This window comes from Alkalimonas amylolytica (assembly GCF_900107845.1).
Taxonomy (GTDB): Bacteria; Pseudomonadota; Gammaproteobacteria; order Enterobacterales; family Alteromonadaceae; genus Alkalimonas; species Alkalimonas amylolytica.
This window is the reverse complement of record NZ_FNRM01000016.1, coordinates 1-14,090: the sequence shown is the minus strand read 5'-3', so window position 1 is coordinate 14,090 and position 14,090 is coordinate 1. Positions and strand designations below refer to the sequence as shown.

General features: G+C 48.4%; 20 protein-coding genes. 8 read left to right on the top strand and 12 right to left on the bottom strand.

The genetic code is table 11. From position 1 onward, the window contains the following. Positions 1-61 precede the first annotated feature (61 nt). Entirely contained in the window at positions 62-2,089 is a 2,028-nt protein-coding gene (locus BLW37_RS18140; RefSeq protein ID WP_091345445.1) for an alpha/beta hydrolase family protein, read from the bottom strand. A 145-nt stretch (positions 2,090-2,234) separates the two neighbouring features. Here BLW37_RS18140 and BLW37_RS18135 point away from each other — a divergent pair, with 145 nt between their 5' ends. Together BLW37_RS18135 and BLW37_RS18130 are read left to right on the top strand one after the other, a co-directional pair. Continuing rightward, complete coding sequence (locus BLW37_RS18135) at positions 2,235-2,672, top strand: DUF2784 domain-containing protein (RefSeq protein ID WP_091345442.1); 438 nt, start codon at positions 2,235-2,237, stop codon at positions 2,670-2,672. Next, on the top strand, positions 2,672-3,136 hold the full coding sequence (locus BLW37_RS18130; RefSeq protein WP_091345441.1) for a YaiI/YqxD family protein: 465 nt from the start codon (positions 2,672-2,674) through the stop codon (positions 3,134-3,136). The genes BLW37_RS18135 and BLW37_RS18130 overlap by 1 nt, the downstream gene beginning before the upstream one ends. Here BLW37_RS18130 and BLW37_RS18125 read toward each other — a convergent pair. Next, positions 3,131-3,343 (bottom strand): hypothetical protein, encoded by a 213-nt coding sequence (locus BLW37_RS18125; RefSeq protein WP_091345439.1) that lies wholly within the window; start codon positions 3,341-3,343, stop codon positions 3,131-3,133. The two genes, BLW37_RS18130 and BLW37_RS18125, sit on opposite strands and share 6 nt — an antisense overlap. A 206-nt stretch (positions 3,344-3,549) precedes the next feature. On the opposite strand from BLW37_RS18125, the gene tadA reads away from it, so the two are divergent. Continuing rightward, on the top strand, positions 3,550-4,062 hold the full coding sequence (gene tadA, locus BLW37_RS18120; protein ID WP_091345438.1) for a tRNA adenosine(34) deaminase TadA: 513 nt from the start codon (positions 3,550-3,552) through the stop codon (positions 4,060-4,062). On the opposite strand, the gene BLW37_RS18770 is transcribed toward tadA, so the two are convergent. After that, on the bottom strand, positions 4,029-4,205 hold the full coding sequence (locus BLW37_RS18770) for a hypothetical protein (RefSeq protein WP_171907677.1): 177 nt from the start codon (positions 4,203-4,205) through the stop codon (positions 4,029-4,031). The genes tadA and BLW37_RS18770 overlap by 34 nt on opposite strands. 202 nt (positions 4,206-4,407) lie before the next feature. Between BLW37_RS18770 and BLW37_RS18115 the strand changes: the two genes are divergently transcribed. The 5 genes from BLW37_RS18115 (at position 4,408) to BLW37_RS18095 (ending at position 7,841) form a co-directional block, all read left to right on the top strand. Then, entirely contained in the window at positions 4,408-4,692 is a 285-nt protein-coding gene (locus BLW37_RS18115) for a type II toxin-antitoxin system RelB/DinJ family antitoxin (protein ID WP_091345436.1), read from the top strand. Beyond that, positions 4,689-4,967 carry a type II toxin-antitoxin system RelE/ParE family toxin gene (locus BLW37_RS18110; protein ID WP_091345434.1) on the top strand — a complete coding sequence of 93 codons (279 nt, stop codon included), beginning with the start codon at positions 4,689-4,691 and terminating at the stop codon, positions 4,965-4,967. The genes BLW37_RS18115 and BLW37_RS18110 overlap by 4 nt, the downstream gene beginning before the upstream one ends. A gap of 193 nt (positions 4,968-5,160) precedes the next feature. Beyond that, entirely contained in the window at positions 5,161-5,901 is a 741-nt protein-coding gene (locus tag BLW37_RS18105) for a nuclear transport factor 2 family protein (RefSeq protein WP_091345432.1), read from the top strand. Positions 5,902-6,285: 384 nt separating this feature from the next. Next, entirely contained in the window at positions 6,286-7,212 is a 927-nt protein-coding gene (locus BLW37_RS18100; protein WP_091345430.1) for a hypothetical protein, read from the top strand. Positions 7,213-7,424: 212 nt separating this feature from the next. Further along, positions 7,425-7,841, top strand: coding sequence for a hypothetical protein (locus BLW37_RS18095; protein ID WP_139243756.1), 417 nt, complete (start codon positions 7,425-7,427; stop codon positions 7,839-7,841). 38 nt (positions 7,842-7,879) lie between these two features. Here BLW37_RS18095 and BLW37_RS18090 read toward each other — a convergent pair whose 3' ends face one another. From BLW37_RS18090 to BLW37_RS18050, 9 genes are all read right to left on the bottom strand, one after another. Then, positions 7,880-8,572: a transposase gene (locus tag BLW37_RS18090; RefSeq protein ID WP_091345426.1), complete on the bottom strand. Its 693-nt coding sequence runs from the start codon at positions 8,570-8,572 to the stop codon at positions 7,880-7,882. A 181-nt stretch (positions 8,573-8,753) separates the two neighbouring features. Then, a complete protein-coding gene (locus BLW37_RS18085) occupies positions 8,754-9,470 on the bottom strand; it encodes a hypothetical protein (RefSeq protein ID WP_091345424.1) in 717 nt (238 codons plus the stop codon). A 133-nt stretch (positions 9,471-9,603) separates the two neighbouring features. Next, the gene (locus tag BLW37_RS18080) at positions 9,604-9,927 is read right to left on the bottom strand and encodes a hypothetical protein (RefSeq protein ID WP_091345422.1); all 324 of its coding nucleotides are present in this window, start codon (positions 9,925-9,927) and stop codon (positions 9,604-9,606) included. A gap of 471 nt (positions 9,928-10,398) precedes the next feature. Next, positions 10,399-11,043: a DUF2268 domain-containing putative Zn-dependent protease gene (locus tag BLW37_RS18075; protein ID WP_091345420.1), complete on the bottom strand. Its 645-nt coding sequence runs from the start codon at positions 11,041-11,043 to the stop codon at positions 10,399-10,401. A gap of 116 nt (positions 11,044-11,159) precedes the next feature. Next, positions 11,160-11,948, bottom strand: coding sequence for a DUF2071 domain-containing protein (locus tag BLW37_RS18070; protein WP_091345472.1), 789 nt, complete (start codon positions 11,946-11,948; stop codon positions 11,160-11,162). Between the two features lie 89 nt (positions 11,949-12,037). Then, entirely contained in the window at positions 12,038-12,439 is a 402-nt protein-coding gene (locus tag BLW37_RS18065; RefSeq protein WP_139243755.1) for a hypothetical protein, read from the bottom strand. A gap of 24 nt (positions 12,440-12,463) precedes the next feature. Further along, positions 12,464-12,733 carry a DUF2442 domain-containing protein gene (locus BLW37_RS18060; RefSeq protein WP_091345417.1) on the bottom strand — a complete coding sequence of 90 codons (270 nt, stop codon included), beginning with the start codon at positions 12,731-12,733 and terminating at the stop codon, positions 12,464-12,466. A gap of 3 nt (positions 12,734-12,736) precedes the next feature. Further along, positions 12,737-12,994, bottom strand: a complete 258-nt coding sequence (locus BLW37_RS18055) for a DUF4160 domain-containing protein (RefSeq protein ID WP_091345415.1) — start codon at positions 12,992-12,994, stop codon at positions 12,737-12,739. A gap of 242 nt (positions 12,995-13,236) precedes the next feature. Continuing rightward, positions 13,237-13,815 (bottom strand): helix-turn-helix transcriptional regulator, encoded by a 579-nt coding sequence (locus tag BLW37_RS18050; protein WP_091345413.1) that lies wholly within the window; start codon positions 13,813-13,815, stop codon positions 13,237-13,239. Positions 13,816-14,090: the final 275 nt, after the last annotated feature.

The window sequence follows — 14,090 nt, the reverse complement described above, 5'->3', positions numbered from 1 at the left end:
TTTAGCTTCACAGTAAACGGAAAAAAGGCGGCCGCTGGCCGCCTTGTTCAATCAGTCACAATCAGCGTGGGCCTGGCTCGGCAAAACGCGTCATCCAGTCTTTGACCTGATTGTACCAGTAAATGGAATTATTTGGCTTTAAGATCCAGTGGTTTTCATCCGGGAAATAAATCATCCGCGACTCGACACCTCGGCTTTGCAAGGTCCGGAACAACTCAAAGCCCTGACCGACCGGCACCCGATAGTCAAGCTGTCCGTGGATCACCAGGGTTGGGGTATTGAAGTTACCGGCAAAGTAGTGCGGGGAGATGGACTTATAGATCTCCGGGTTATCCCAGTAATTGCCAAAACGGGTGGAGTGCACAGCAAAGTCAGCCGACATCTGCGAGTACATGTTGTAGACCGCAGCATGGATCAGCAGCGCATTGAACGGATGCTCCTGGCCCAGAATGATGGAGCTTAAGTAACCGCCATAGCTGGCGCCACCGGCGACCATGCGCTCATTGTCGATCCAGTCCTTTTCTTTAAACCAGTCGGCAGCACGCAGCACATCATAGAGTGGTGCTGTTTTCCAGTCCGGGTTGATGCTGTCGGCAAAGTCCTGGCCAAAGCCGCTGGAGCCGTGGAAATTAGGCCAGGCGGTGACATAGCCCCAGGAAGAAAAGGTCTGCGCATTCCAACGGTAATGGAAGCCATCGGTAATGGCATTGTGCGGGCCACCATGGATCAGCAGGAACAGCGGGTACTTCTTGCTGCTGTCAAAGCCTGGCGGGTAGTGCACCCACATTTGAATGTCCTGGCCATTGTGGCCCTGGTAGGTAACGGACTCGTAAGTGCCCATATCGACATCTGCCAGTAACTCATCGTTAAAGCTATCCAACCGGGTCAGGTTGCCATTGCGCGGGTTGATGCGCACCAGTCGGGCCGGGTACAGGAAGCTTTCGTTGGTGGCAACCAAAGTGCCGTTGCTGGCGATGGCTGGGGCACCGAAGTTGGTGGCAGCTGTAACAGCCCGGACATTGCCATTGCGGGCATCAATATGGTAAATGCGTGAGGTGCCGGCATCGTCAATAGCAGCATAGAAACCACGGCCATCATGTGTCCAGCTGTAGTTCGAGACGGAGCGATCCCAGTTGCTGGTAATTTCGCGCTCATTGCGACGGGCCAGATCCAGCAACACCAGGTTGGCGGTATCGGCATAAAAGCCGTGAATGCGCTGGCGGGTAAAGGCCAGGGTTTTGCCATCTGGGCTAAACTGTGGGTTGGCATCCGGTGCTTGGTTGCCAGCGGTCAGGTTTTCAGCTTCGCTGCCACCAATGCGGGCCAGGAAAATATCAATTTTGGCATCGACCTGATTGTCCCAGCCATTGGCGTTAAAGGCGATGTAACGCTCGGATGAGTCAATGTCGTAGCTACCAGAGCCTTGGCTGGAGCGAGGCAGTTCCAGTCCCAGTGGCTGGGTGATGGCTTCTACCTCGCCACCGGCTGCCGGGATCCGAAAGACATGGGCCTGGCGACGCTCATCCAGCCAATGATCAAAGTGCGAATAAGGCAGCGCATTCCACTGACGGGCTGAGGTTTTATTGTCTTTATCGGCTTTTAGCTGGTTGCGCATCTCATCCCAGCTTTGCTCCGGAAACACCCGGCTGATAAAGTACAGATGCTGCCCAACCCATTTGATGCCATAGACACCGGTTGGTACTTCCGTTAAACGCTGGGCTTCACCTGGCCGGTTCATCGGCAGCAGATAGATCTGGCCGGCATCGTCTTTATGGCGTTGACTGATAAACGCCAGGGTACTGCCATCCGGTGAAAAAGTGGCTTCGCTTACGCGCATGCCTTCGGCGGTGATGGGGCGCTTGGCCGAACCATCGGCAGCAAACCACCACAACTGGGTGCTGCTCTGATCGGCTGCAACGTCAAAGCGGGTCACCGGGGCGACAATGTGCTCACCCTTGGGCGAAATCACCGGGGCGCCAATGCGTTCAAGCTGCCACAGCAACTCAGCACTCAGTAGTTTGGGCTGTTCAGCCAGGGCTGCAGAGAGTGGCAGCAACCAGCAAAGCAGCAGGATACCTAGTTTCTTCACGGGTAGATCTCCTTGGTTGTTTTTTGTTATGAATGGCAAAATTCCGTCGCCAAGTATACTAGCACAGAAGCAAAACGGTTGGTTACTGGTCGCAGCTGTGGCGGTTTCAATCGGATCTCCCTGGCTGGCATGCTAGACTGAATGCATGACAACGCCCTGGTATGAACGGGTGCCAGCCCCGGCATTGCTGGCTGATATTGTCCTGGTAGTGCATGGCTTGATCGTGCTCTTTGTGCTGGGTGGTTTGCTGTTGACCTTGCTTGGCGGTTGGCGTGGCTGGCGCTGGGTGCGCAACAGCACCTTTCGCCTGGCGCAACTGGCGGTGGTGGCCGTAGTGCTGGTGCAAAGCCTGCGCGGTCGCTACTGCCCGCTGACCTACTGGGAGGTCGACTTGCGCCGGGCGGCCGGGCAAGACGGTTTTGATGTTTCCTTTATCGAGTACTGGGTCTCCAACCTGATTTACTACGACGCACCCGCCTGGGTGTTTACGGTTGGCTACACGCTTTTTTTTGGTTTGATGCTGCTCAGCTGGTATTGGTTTCCGCCGAAGCTGATGTTGCACAGGTGGTTTAAGGATAAATAATGCACATTTGGGTCGATGCCGATGCGTGCCCAGCGGTGATCAAAGACATTTTGTACCGGGCAGCCGAGCGCACCAAAATCCAGCTAACGCTGGTGGCCAATCAATCGCTACGGGTACCGGCGTCGCCTTACATTCGTTCGTTGCGGGTAGAGCAGGGCTTTGATGTAGCCGACAATGAAATTGTGCGGCGGGTGGCGCCGGGCGATCTGGTGATCACCGGCGATATCCCACTGGCTGCCGAAGTGCTGGCAAAACAGGGGCAGGCGCTGAATCCGCGTGGTGAGTTGTATCGGCAGGATACCATTGCGCAAAAGCTGACCATGCGGGACTTTATGGACACCATGCGCTCCAGTGGCATCCATACCGGCGGGCCGGCCAGCTTAAGTCAAAGCGATCGCAAAGCATTCGCTGCCGAACTGGATACCATCTTAAACCGCTACCAGCGCAGCAAACCGGCGTTATAGCCGGTTGATTTGCTCTTTTAATTGGTAGGATTTGTCGGTGACAATGCTTTCTAACGTGCTGACCCGTTCTTTCAACCGCTTAATTTCGTCTTCCAATGCCTGCACATCGGCTTTGTTGGTGCGGTGTTTGTTCTTGCTGTAGGTCTCATAGGCCGAGTAAGCCAGGCCGCCAATGATGGCAATGGCTGCAATTTCAAAAGGTCCCATCTGTGTTGCTCCATGTTGTTTAATTCGACGAATCTGTGTACTTACAATCAAAGCAAAAAAGATACCAGAATTAAAGTTTCTTTAAAATCAGCATTTTGGTGAGATGCTGCTTGGGTTGATTTCGTCGATATCACAATATTTTAGTCTGTTTTACCACTTGCTGATGATAAACTAAAGCGCAACGTTAGCACACAATGTAAACCAAGATGACCGATGAAGATTGGATGCGCCACGCCATGCGATTAGCAGAGCGCGCCGAGCAACAAGGTGAGGTGCCGGTAGGGGCCGTGCTGGTGCACAACGGGAAAGTGTTGGGTGAGGGTTGGAATCAGATGATCAGCCAGAGCGATCCTTCTGCCCATGCCGAAATGCAGGCCGTCCGCGCGGCGGCTGCCGCCCTTGGCAATTATCGACTGCTCGATACCACCCTGTACGTCACCCTGGAGCCCTGCAGCATGTGCGCTGGCATGCTGGTGCATAGCCGTATCAAGCGCCTGGTGTTTGGTGCCAGCGATTACAAAACCGGCGCGGCTGGCTCAGTGATGGACTTAGTGCGTCATCCGCAGCTGAATCACCAATTGGAAGTGACCGCCGGGGTTTTGGCAGCAGAGTGCAGCACACAGTTATCGGCTTTTTTTCAGCGCCGCAGGCAAGAGCAAAAAGCAGCCCGGCAGCAAGGAGCTAATCAGGCATCAGAGCAGGCAGGGGACGACGATTGAGAGGCACCGTTTTGCGCCTGGAAGTTGCGGCGGCGGCGGTGCATCTTTAAGGTTTCAATACTGCGGTTGATGCGACGACGGGTAGAGCTGACGTTCACAATACGCCGTTTACGCAGTTGCACTGGTTTTTTACGTTTAATCATATGGCCTCCTTGGCCTGAAAATTGGGTTTGGTAAGTGGTGGTGACTTTACGCTACTTGTGCGTTGCTGGGTCACTTATTGCTGTATAGACAAGATGGCAGTATAACAAGTTCCGTGCTGATCGGTGGTTGTTTTTTGCAGTTGCCTGTTTGCCCAAGTACAACGCCAGTGCTAACATTTGTGTGTACAGCAAGGGGCTTACCATGGATACCAGAATTCAATTTCGTGTCGACGAAGAAACAAAACGCTTGGCGCAACAAATGGCTGAAAGCCAGGGCCGGACCTTAAGCGATGCTTGTCGTGAACTCACGGAACAGTTGGCAGAGCAACAACGCCAAGCGGTCTCTCACGATGCATGGCTCACTGAACAAGTGAATCAGGCATTCGAAAAGCTCGACGCCGGACAAGCTGCATTCGTTGAACACAGCATGGCCAAAACCCGCATGGCTGAGCGTAAAGCGAACATCCGCAATCGGGGCCACGGATGATTTTCTGGGAAGAAGCTTCCCTCAATGATCGTGAGAAAATTTTTGAGTTTCTTTACGACTTTAATCCGGCAGCAGCTGAAAAAACGGATGAACTCATCGATGCTAAAGTTGAACATTTGCTTGAGCAACCACTGATGGGTGTTCAACGTGACGGCATTCCGGGCAGATTGCTGATTATCCTGGAAATCTCCATGATCCTTTCCTATTGGGTTGGCGGTTCAAACATTCGTATCATGCGAGTGCTGCATCAAAAACAACAGTTTCCGGCTGGCTAATCCCGGCTGGCGAAAGGGTGGTTACAAGCAACAGGCGCTGCGCTTTGCGGCATATTTAGCGGTTAACGGAAAATTCGCCTCAAAAATTGGGGGAGGCAGCAGATTATATTCTGTAACACTTTTTGGAATGTTTTCTTGCAAATAACAAGCATAATTAACGCCACCATGAACAACAGCGATTTGGATAACCACCATGAAAATTAACTACTTTTCCGGGCTAATGCTCGCTCTGGCGCTGATCTCATCCCAGGTGCTGGCCGATTCCCGTCAGTGGGGCGGTACCTGGTATGGTCAGATCGACCTGCCCGACGGCGAAATGCTCATTATTGTTGCCCTGAACCCGGAAGAATCCGGCTGGGACGGAAGCATGGATATTCCGGCTCAGGGTGCGCAAGGCATTCCACTGCAGGCTGTTCAGGTGGACGGTGACCGTGTTTCTTTCGGCATGGCAGGCGTTCCCGGCGAGCCGCGTTTTAGCGGGCAGCTTCATCAGGGAGACGATGGCAAACCGCAAGTCACCGGCACCTTTGCACAAAGTGGGCATAACTTTGCATTTAAGCTGGGTCGCGAACCTCTCAGTTTGCCTTATGTGCATACCGCCGAGGAAGCCGCCGCAGTGATCGACGGGCACCTGGAAGCCTACAATGCCCATGATCTGGACGCTTTCGTCAGCCACTTTCACCCGGAGATTGAAGCCTTTAATTTCCCCGATAAGAAGGTATTTGAGGGCATTGACGCACTGCGCAGCGGTTTTGCTCAAACCTTTCAGAGCAAGCCTCAGGAAATCGTTCTGAACCGCATCATTGACGGCAATCATGTGATTGATCAGGTGGAAGTGAGCTTCACCATACAAGGTTCAGAAATGACGCAGCGCGCGACAGTGATCTACACCCTTGAAGATCACAAAATCCGACGCATGACCTATATGAGATAAGCCTTCTCTGCCGCCGTCTGTCGCAGCTATTCACTCAGCAGTTCAAGATGAGTGGGCTCGAGGCGGCGGTTAGTGCGTTGTGTGGTGGCGCTGAAGCGGCCGGTGCCTCCGAGTTTGTTTTATTTTGATCTGACCTTGAATTTCTGACCCTGAATTTCTTGCGCTGATGCATGACGTCGAGATCGTCCATGCCAGCGAGATTTTGCAGTGACCTGTTCAAAAGCGGAGCTGACGCTGGCAGCAAGCCTGAGCACTGCTGTCGGCAGTTTTTTATACCAAGCGGACTTTTTTGTTATTAAGGTAAATTAAAGTGACTTATTTTGTTGTGCCAATCTCGCGGTGGCAATACAATGCTGTTTTAATAATTTTACAGGATGTTTTGTTATGGCCGCTTTTATTGCCCAGCAACCTGCCAACAGCAGATTGCGCCAGCAACAGCTGCAACAGCAATTTACTGAAAACCAAACCGATATCTATGTGCTTAATGCCCGGGAGATCACGGATTTTTGGTTAACGGTGCAGCGTCAGGAAGGCAAAAGCCAGGTGCAAAGTGCAGCGCTGTTCGAAGAGCTTACCGGTGTAGCGCTGGCCACTGCTATCACACAGTTTGGCCGCGACTACGGCGCAGCTGGCAACGATGCGCGGGTTCTGGCGGTATTGGCAACCGATTTACAGCGCGGCGGCCGGTTTTTCTCAACCTATGAAACCGTGACCAGAAATGGCCGCCAATACATTATTTTTAAAGGCAATCATCGTGCCCGTCAGGTCATTAAAGGCACCCGCTATCTTGCCTCGAATACCAGCTTGATTAAGATGGCAGTTGGGAAGGAGGGTTTAAAGCAATCGGCAAAAAGTGGCTTTTTAGTCTCGGTGATTTTTTCATTAAGCCTGCATAGCATTCAGTGGTTGTTTGAAGACGAGTACCGCTGGACCAACTGGCTGGCTGGGATTTCAACTGATTTGGTCAAAATCGCCATTGCTGGTGCTGCGGGGTATTTTGCTGCATTGGGTGCTGCAAGTTTATCAATTGCATTAGTTGGAGGTACTATTGCTGTTGTGCCTTTGGCGGCTGGAGTAATCGCAGCCATTATTGTCGGAGTGGCTTTAAATTATGCGGATGAACACTTCCAGGTCACACAGCGTTTAATTCAATATCTAGAGGAAAAGGAGGAAGAGGCAAAGCGTAAATTATTCGATGGATTTTACTACGCCATCCAATCAGGAGTTAAATCGGTTAAAACTCAACTTACTCAGGCAGCAACGCGTAAAATCAACGATTTACTAAGGTTTAATCCACGCTTATGGAATTAAAAAACAGGCGAAAAACTTTTATTACTGCCATGTCGATGGTTATTTTCAATCTAGTGCTATTGGGGATAACCCTCTGGCTTGGCTCTAAGACAATGAGCATTCAGCATGAGGCTATTTATAGTGGCCGTAATCTAATTATCCATAGTTCATCCTATGCCTTTTTTCTATCTGCTGTGTTGTTCATACTAATTTTCTTGGCTTTTTCTTTATACATGGCGTTTTTTGCAATCCAGGGCAAAGAAGCAAGTCAACGTCAAAAAAGGTTTGTTACCAGATACTTTTTTATTCCGATGGGGGGGGCTTTTGTTCTTGTCTTCATTGGCCATTTTGCTATTAACGGCTACTACCGCCATCAAATGGTGGCTAACGGTTATCAGCGTTGTCCGGATACCGCACTGTTGTTTGCGCGGGTCACTTACAGTGCCTGGGTCAAAGATCCGATGTTGTGCCACGACAGCGATGTGCGCCGTATTGTGCGGCGAGGCCATTGGGACGAGTCGTTTCAGGTAGAACGGATGCTTGAACAGCGCATTCAACGCGAAGAAGCCAGAGTCCAGCGCCAGCAGCGTGAAGCCGAGCGGCAGGAAGCCCGGCGTCTGAGTGAGGCCGCAGCGGATAAGCAAGGTTAATGTCACAGGCAACCATAAAAATCAGGGTCAGATGAAAGTTAAACCCTATCTTTTCTGGGCCGGCCAGCCTTACCTTTGTGCTGCCGCCGTCCGGTTAATGCTTCCACTTCTTGTTTAAAGCGCTCATTTCCGAGTGCCATGCCGCTTTTGATAGTGCTGCGAATATCCACCAGCATTGCTTCGCTCAGCTCGCTTCGAAACAAGTCGCGGTACGTTTGTTGCCGCTCTGTATCACTCGCTGCTAAGGCCAAATAACTGGGATGAGGCTGGCACAGAGCGGTAGCTTTGCCCAGCGCATTGCAGGCATAACTCGACCAGTGATAATCTGCCGGGCCTACAACCATCCCTGCACGTACCGGGTTCATCTCGATGTAACGGTATACCGCCAGTATGTAGTGTTCTTCTTGCACCAGGCTCGACTTAAAGCGCCCCTCCCAAAGTGTGCCACTCCGGCGGTATTGCCGGTTAAAATACCGCACGTATTGCCGCCCCAAACTTTGCATCATCAGGCTGATACCACGCGTATCACTGGCGGTGCACAGTAAATGCACATGGTTGGTCATAAACACCCAGGCATGCACGTGCACACCAAAAGCGTCTGAATACTCTTTTAACCAGTGGGCATAAGCAGCAAAGTCTTCTTCGCTGGCAAAACACACCTGCCGGTTGTTGCCCCGCTGAATAATATGCTCGGGGCAACCGGCCAGATGCACTCGGGGAAGTCGTGCCATCACTAAACCTCTGGGATCTGTGGATTAAACAGATTTAAGCTTAGTCTATTTTATTTTGATCTGACCCCGAATTTTTGATCTGACCCCGAATTTTAATGGAATAGAAAATAGTAAAGCCAGCGGGTTTATGGTTCATCGCTGCTAGTCCATGGGCTAGGCACCGGAACCCCGAAAGGTGCCATCAAAGTCGCGTCGGGGGGGGGAGCTTCAAGAGGAATACTTTGGGCTTGTGGGCCAGCTTCGCAGGCCGTGGGTCATCAACTATCTCCAGGTTCGATAGCCCCATTATCCTCATAGCTTCTGGCGTATAGACCCAGCCATCATACCCCTCCCGAAGCTCCTCGTACTGTTCAGATTGTCCTAGAGTATTGAGTTTCGGCGAGACGCCCAACATCTTGTAGAACGCGGACTCTCGCTGAGTATTCATTTGAATGTATGAGCTAAAAGACGCCTCGATGTCCTCACGAAGCCTCTCCCGTTGCTCCTCAGGCACATCCCGTAAGGCAGCCGTAATAGCTGATGTGTCGAAGGTTTCACTGGTCGGCCCACCATGGAAACCAACTACAGCGCCTTTGCCTAGAAGCTTCTTGCGCCCTGCAGGAAATACGTAGTTCGCACATGAGGAAAAGCACAGATCATAAACTTTTACGTTCAATCTATGCTCATGTACCCATTCGCCTAGCTCAAGACCAACATGGATTGGCCCGCCCGGACTCGTAATGGTTAGAGTGGCTGGCTTTGTGCTCTGTTGGCTGTAGAGATCAAAAACCGCACGGTTGGCTTCTTCGGTGAGCTCACCGTCATAAAGAATCTCACTCCCCTCGACCCAGACTATCGTTTCCGCCGAACTCGGTAGAGAAGCGGCCGCTAGTAGTATGCTGTAAAATAATTTCCGCATGCTAGGAATTCCGTCTATATGCTACTTAGAAAAAGCTATAACGCCCAAATTTAGCGCGGAAAACCGCGCAGCGGGTTGACGTCGCAGCCAGCGCTTTTTGCTGGCGATAAAATTTTTTGTTATGCATGACTGCTCATTCAAGGGCGGTAAAACCAAGGTTTTTTACTGAACCACCTTCTGTTTTTAGCTCATGCCACATCACTAGAAATTCGAGCATGTCACCTTTCTTCTTAATCACCCGCCAATTAAGAGCTGGCACGATAATCTTGTTGTCATTCCATGTCAGTATGTAATTTACACTTCTGAAACCGTTATCTGTGACATCAATGACATCCTCAATCACCGCGGTATACCTTTGATATTTGTTATAAAGAACTCTCTCATCACTTACATCACTAGATACTGAAAAAGATAGTAAAAAAAGTACCAGCATGTTCAAAATTAGAATTTTTCTCATTGGTTAGATCTCTCCTAATGCATAACCCTTTGCTAATGGGCTGCCGCAGCACAGCGTAGGCAGTTCCGTGAAGGCTACGCTTTGTGTGGCCGTAACGAAGTTAAGCAATTTGTTATGTGTTTTTAGGCGAAATTAAAATTTAAACTCATTATCCATGGGCCAATTGATAGGATTAAAATCAAAAATAAAAGCCTAAAGCTTAACCAATAATTTGTTCTTTCAAATGGAGTCAGCCTTGGAATAGTACTATTCCACAATATCGTAACTATCCAAGGCGATAGAAAAAGCCAAATTACTGAAAAAAGAGTCATTACCCAAACAGCACTAGAACCTAAAATCTGATCCATCCTATTTACAACCTCCAATTTAAAGATTTATACGAAACACTATTTCTTACACATAACGCGCGCCTAAACGGCGAGCAACTTGTTGCGAGTCCAACGGCCACAGGCCGCGTTGTTTAGGCGTCTGTTATGCTTGTTTTTCAACAACTTGCTCTGCCGGAATTGAAGCCAGTGATGCAGCACAACCACCATGCATATTTATATATTGTGAAACTAAATTAAAGCCTACCCAGTAGGCTGCGTGATTAGGAAGCTTTGATTCATCCTCACCGCCAAAATAGACCGGATAGCTAAACTCTGCGCTATTTAATTCGGGTCGCATTTGCTCATACAGCAACATCCAATCTTGATTTTGAATATCATCAAACAGAGAAGGCAGTTTATTACCGTTAAACTTAGTTTCGAAATGGCACGCCAAACCTTCAGCTACAATGTTCTGCAACAATGTTTTGCACTCTACACCGGACGAAGCTCTAACCGCATGATGGATTTCATGCGCTATGATATCAGTTAACTCAACGTTAATTACTTCGACAAGATCTTTTCGGTCTGCATCTAGCATAATATCAATTACATATGGCGTGGTAACACACCCCATGATACCGCTCTTAGTTTTATATTCATCAGAGCAAGGGCTTATGACGAGGTCTAAGTTTGGTAATTCAAGATAATTCTGTATCTCGCTCAGGGCGTCAGCGGCGCAAGATTCCAACACCTCAAGCACATGGTTGAACTTTTCACTGGCATTTAAAATATTTATTTTGGTGCTCATAATCTTCCATGAAAGCCTAACTATTGATAAGCATAACGCCGCCAGCACGCGCGGCTTTGTAGTGAAGGCGAAGCCGCAACGAAAAAGACGTCGCCGTGCCTGGCATTGTTAAATTTTCACCCTATAACGGTAGGTGGCAAATAGATGGTAAATTCATTTATTGGCTCTATTAACACGCTATAAGGAGCGCTTTGCTCTAGTTCTTTAACTATGCCCAAATCAGACAAAAGCCTGAAATTAGCCGACTTTAGTTTGGCTGGTTTAACCTCCAGCTCTTTGTGCCACACCCGATATGTACCTAGCTTGTTGTCTCTTCGATAATAAAAGCCAGCAAGAGGGTGTGTAAGATAAACTAATGCTGATTCAACATCAGGGAATCCTGGAAAATCTAGTTCGTCAGATTCTGATTGTACCAATTCAACTGAAGCCTCAGCCCAACTGGATGATGTTTCCATTCGGTAATTTTCATACAATCCGGTTGATTCGTTCAGGGAGCAATCAAAGCTTATCCTTCCAGCATGCCATGGCAAATTCCATAGGTATCTAGGAACCATCAAAGTCCACGAATCAAGCGTTGTGCCAAGGAACCATACGCAACGTTCACCAGTTTCAGTATCGATTATATAAATACGATAGTTTGTTTGCCCCATTGTGAATTTCGGGAAGGGGAACACGGCTGAAGTGAAATCAACATCAATAAAAGGCACTACTGATATTAACCCCATATCTTGGCCGTCTATTTCTACAACATCGAGTCGAAATCGGTCTGGGAATATCCCTTTGAACCTATCCGCTGGAACAGCATAGGTTATGATAGCGAAATGCTTCAGACCACAGAGCACGTCTATACCCTTCGGCTTCGGCCTCTGTACCAGATAGTCTTCTAGCTTCCGCGACTCTTGCACGATGTTTCCTTGAAATTTAACGCCCGCCACAAACGCGAGCAGCTTGTTACGAGTCGAGCGCCCAACTGGCGCGTTTTTGATGGCGATTGTTATATGCCACAATCTGCCTCTATTATTTGTCCAGATAAATTTAGAGCAACTTTGCGATTGAAGCTCGCTGAAGGTACATTATTTTCGAAAACGACATATTTTATTTTAAACACCCAGTGATTCATTGCTAAGCCATCCGCAGCAACTGATGCTAGCTCATAACTTGTGACATGCGCAGCCTCACCCGCAACGAGATTGCTCTCTGCCCAAGAGCTAAAAATGGCTTGTACCTGCTGAAAACTTATAGGCAACTCAGACTTACCATCCCAATGTATATTAGGTTCAGCATCAAATTTCAGAGCACACTGCGTCATATTTTCAACCCATGTTTCAAATACATACTGATTTGCAGTGACTGCACAAGAAAGAAGCATGGTAAAACAAAGTGTTATTACTCTCATGGCTATCCTAGTGGCATATAACGCTCAAAGCAGCTGCGCGGTTCGCGTCGGCTGACTTTGCTTGTTATGCAGCCCTTTGAGAAACTCTGGAGCCAGATCTGCACCGTTCGGCCAAACAACAGTCTCAAGCTCTGGATCAACCGATACCATTCGGAAAACAGAAATATCTTTCAGCGGTTCAAATACAGGCCCGTTTAGCACGCCATCTAGATTGACTTCTCCAGAAGTACCATCATCAAACGCTACCCAAATTGTGTAATCAGCCACGTATTTTGCAGATTTGATATGCAACATAATTTACTCCAGCGGTGCAATATAATTGAGAGGTTCCCCGGCTCTTGCTCGAAGCCAGTTCTCTTCCAACTCACTTTTATGTATTCCAATCCACTCTTTCACAAAGGAAGCTGCTCTTTTCGGCAATTCTCCCTCTAATATGGTTCCATCAAATGCAAATAGCGCTTCATAGCCAGAGTATTTTGCATGAAAATGTGGGGGATTATGATCATTAAAATACATGGCAATCAAGATCCCGTAAAAGCGACTAATAACTGGCATTACCTAATATCCTTCCAAAAGTATAGCTTCATCATATGTCATCAACGCTGAGAGTCAATTACGGCATAACGCCCAAAGCAGGCGCGTTGAAATCTAGCGTCGACTAACTTTGCTTGTTAGCAGCCCACATTGGTCTTGCGCGTTTAACCCCACTGGCAAGAGCGAATAAAACCACCGCAGCTTGTATTAAAAACTAAACCACGCAAGATTTAAAACGTTTGTTAGCTGGTATCTCCAAATTTTTAAAGACGAGTTGTTTGTAACTTTGAAGTGGTAATCTTAATTTTCTTGTCTACTTTTGTTATTTTGGGGTCTGCGACCAGTAACTCCATATTATTATTGACGATTCTCAAATTGAATTGATTAGGTTCACCGGTAACGAGATCATTTTTTAATACGGACATTTCGAAAAGTTCTTCTTCAGGAATGAGCACAATAACATCACCAGAATAAGTTACGGTGTTTTGGTCCCGCGATAAAGTCACAGATTCTGCTTGAACTATAACACCTGTAGACGCGGTTGAGACTGTAGCTACTAGAGCACTGCCAAACAGTGCAAATATAAAACTCAGAATAAAGAAAGACTTCTTTGCAGGGCGATTTTTACCGCCTTCTCTTTTTTCTTTTAAAACAATGTCTTTTACATCTATTTCAAAAGCAGAGCAAAGAGCTTTTTGTGTCTCATAGGAAGCATTGCCATCATTTTCTGCTCGTTGTATGGTCCTTAAGCTTACGTCACAGACATCAGCTAGATGCTGCTGGCTCCACGCTTTGTCTTTTCTTTTTTTTATAACGATTTCAGAGTTAATTTTCATTTCCATTTTTAAGCACCTTTTGTAATGTCAGCTTTGACTTTAAGGCACAACCTCCTAATTTTAATACGACATTTGTATGCCAATGTAACGTCAAATACATGCCAGGCAGCTAACGCTTTGCTAATTGGCTGCCGCAGCGCAGCGTAGGCAGTCCAGTGGAGGCCACGCTTTTCATGGCCGGAAAGAAATTAAGCAACTTGTTAGGTGTCTTCACTGTTAGCATAAAAATACACCCCTACAGAAATCCAGATGACTAAACATGTTATAAACAAGCCTGGCTC

Bases quoted from the DNA above. Each gene is read 5' to 3' on its own strand.
- tadA (WP_091345438.1), top strand. From the start codon at position 3,550: ATGACCGATGAAGATTGGATGCGCCACGCCATGCGATTAGCAGAGCGC.
- BLW37_RS18130 (WP_091345441.1), top strand. From the start codon at position 2,672: ATGCACATTTGGGTCGATGCCGATGCGTGCCCAGCGGTGATCAAAGAC.
- BLW37_RS18080 (WP_091345422.1), bottom strand. From the start codon at position 9,927: ATGAGAAAAATTCTAATTTTGAACATGCTGGTACTTTTTTTACTATCT.
- BLW37_RS18135 (WP_091345442.1), top strand. From the start codon at position 2,235: ATGACAACGCCCTGGTATGAACGGGTGCCAGCCCCGGCATTGCTGGCT.
- BLW37_RS18065 (WP_139243755.1), bottom strand. From the start codon at position 12,439: ATGAGAGTAATAACACTTTGTTTTACCATGCTTCTTTCTTGTGCAGTC.
- BLW37_RS18100 (WP_091345430.1), top strand. From the start codon at position 6,286: ATGGCCGCTTTTATTGCCCAGCAACCTGCCAACAGCAGATTGCGCCAG.
- BLW37_RS18090 (WP_091345426.1), bottom strand. From the start codon at position 8,572: ATGGCACGACTTCCCCGAGTGCATCTGGCCGGTTGCCCCGAGCATATT.
- BLW37_RS18770 (WP_171907677.1), bottom strand. From the start codon at position 4,205: ATGATTAAACGTAAAAAACCAGTGCAACTGCGTAAACGGCGTATTGTG.
- BLW37_RS18060 (WP_091345417.1), bottom strand. From the start codon at position 12,733: ATGTTGCATATCAAATCTGCAAAATACGTGGCTGATTACACAATTTGG.
- BLW37_RS18105 (WP_091345432.1), top strand. From the start codon at position 5,161: ATGAAAATTAACTACTTTTCCGGGCTAATGCTCGCTCTGGCGCTGATC.
- BLW37_RS18125 (WP_091345439.1), bottom strand. From the start codon at position 3,343: ATGGGACCTTTTGAAATTGCAGCCATTGCCATCATTGGCGGCCTGGCT.
- BLW37_RS18050 (WP_091345413.1), bottom strand. From the start codon at position 13,815: ATGGAAATGAAAATTAACTCTGAAATCGTTATAAAAAAAAGAAAAGAC.
- BLW37_RS18075 (WP_091345420.1), bottom strand. From the start codon at position 11,043: ATGAGCACCAAAATAAATATTTTAAATGCCAGTGAAAAGTTCAACCAT.
- BLW37_RS18085 (WP_091345424.1), bottom strand. From the start codon at position 9,470: ATGCGGAAATTATTTTACAGCATACTACTAGCGGCCGCTTCTCTACCG.
- BLW37_RS18110 (WP_091345434.1), top strand. From the start codon at position 4,689: ATGATTTTCTGGGAAGAAGCTTCCCTCAATGATCGTGAGAAAATTTTT.
- BLW37_RS18115 (WP_091345436.1), top strand. From the start codon at position 4,408: ATGGATACCAGAATTCAATTTCGTGTCGACGAAGAAACAAAACGCTTG.
- BLW37_RS18095 (WP_139243756.1), top strand. From the start codon at position 7,425: ATGGCGTTTTTTGCAATCCAGGGCAAAGAAGCAAGTCAACGTCAAAAA.
- BLW37_RS18055 (WP_091345415.1), bottom strand. From the start codon at position 12,994: ATGCCAGTTATTAGTCGCTTTTACGGGATCTTGATTGCCATGTATTTT.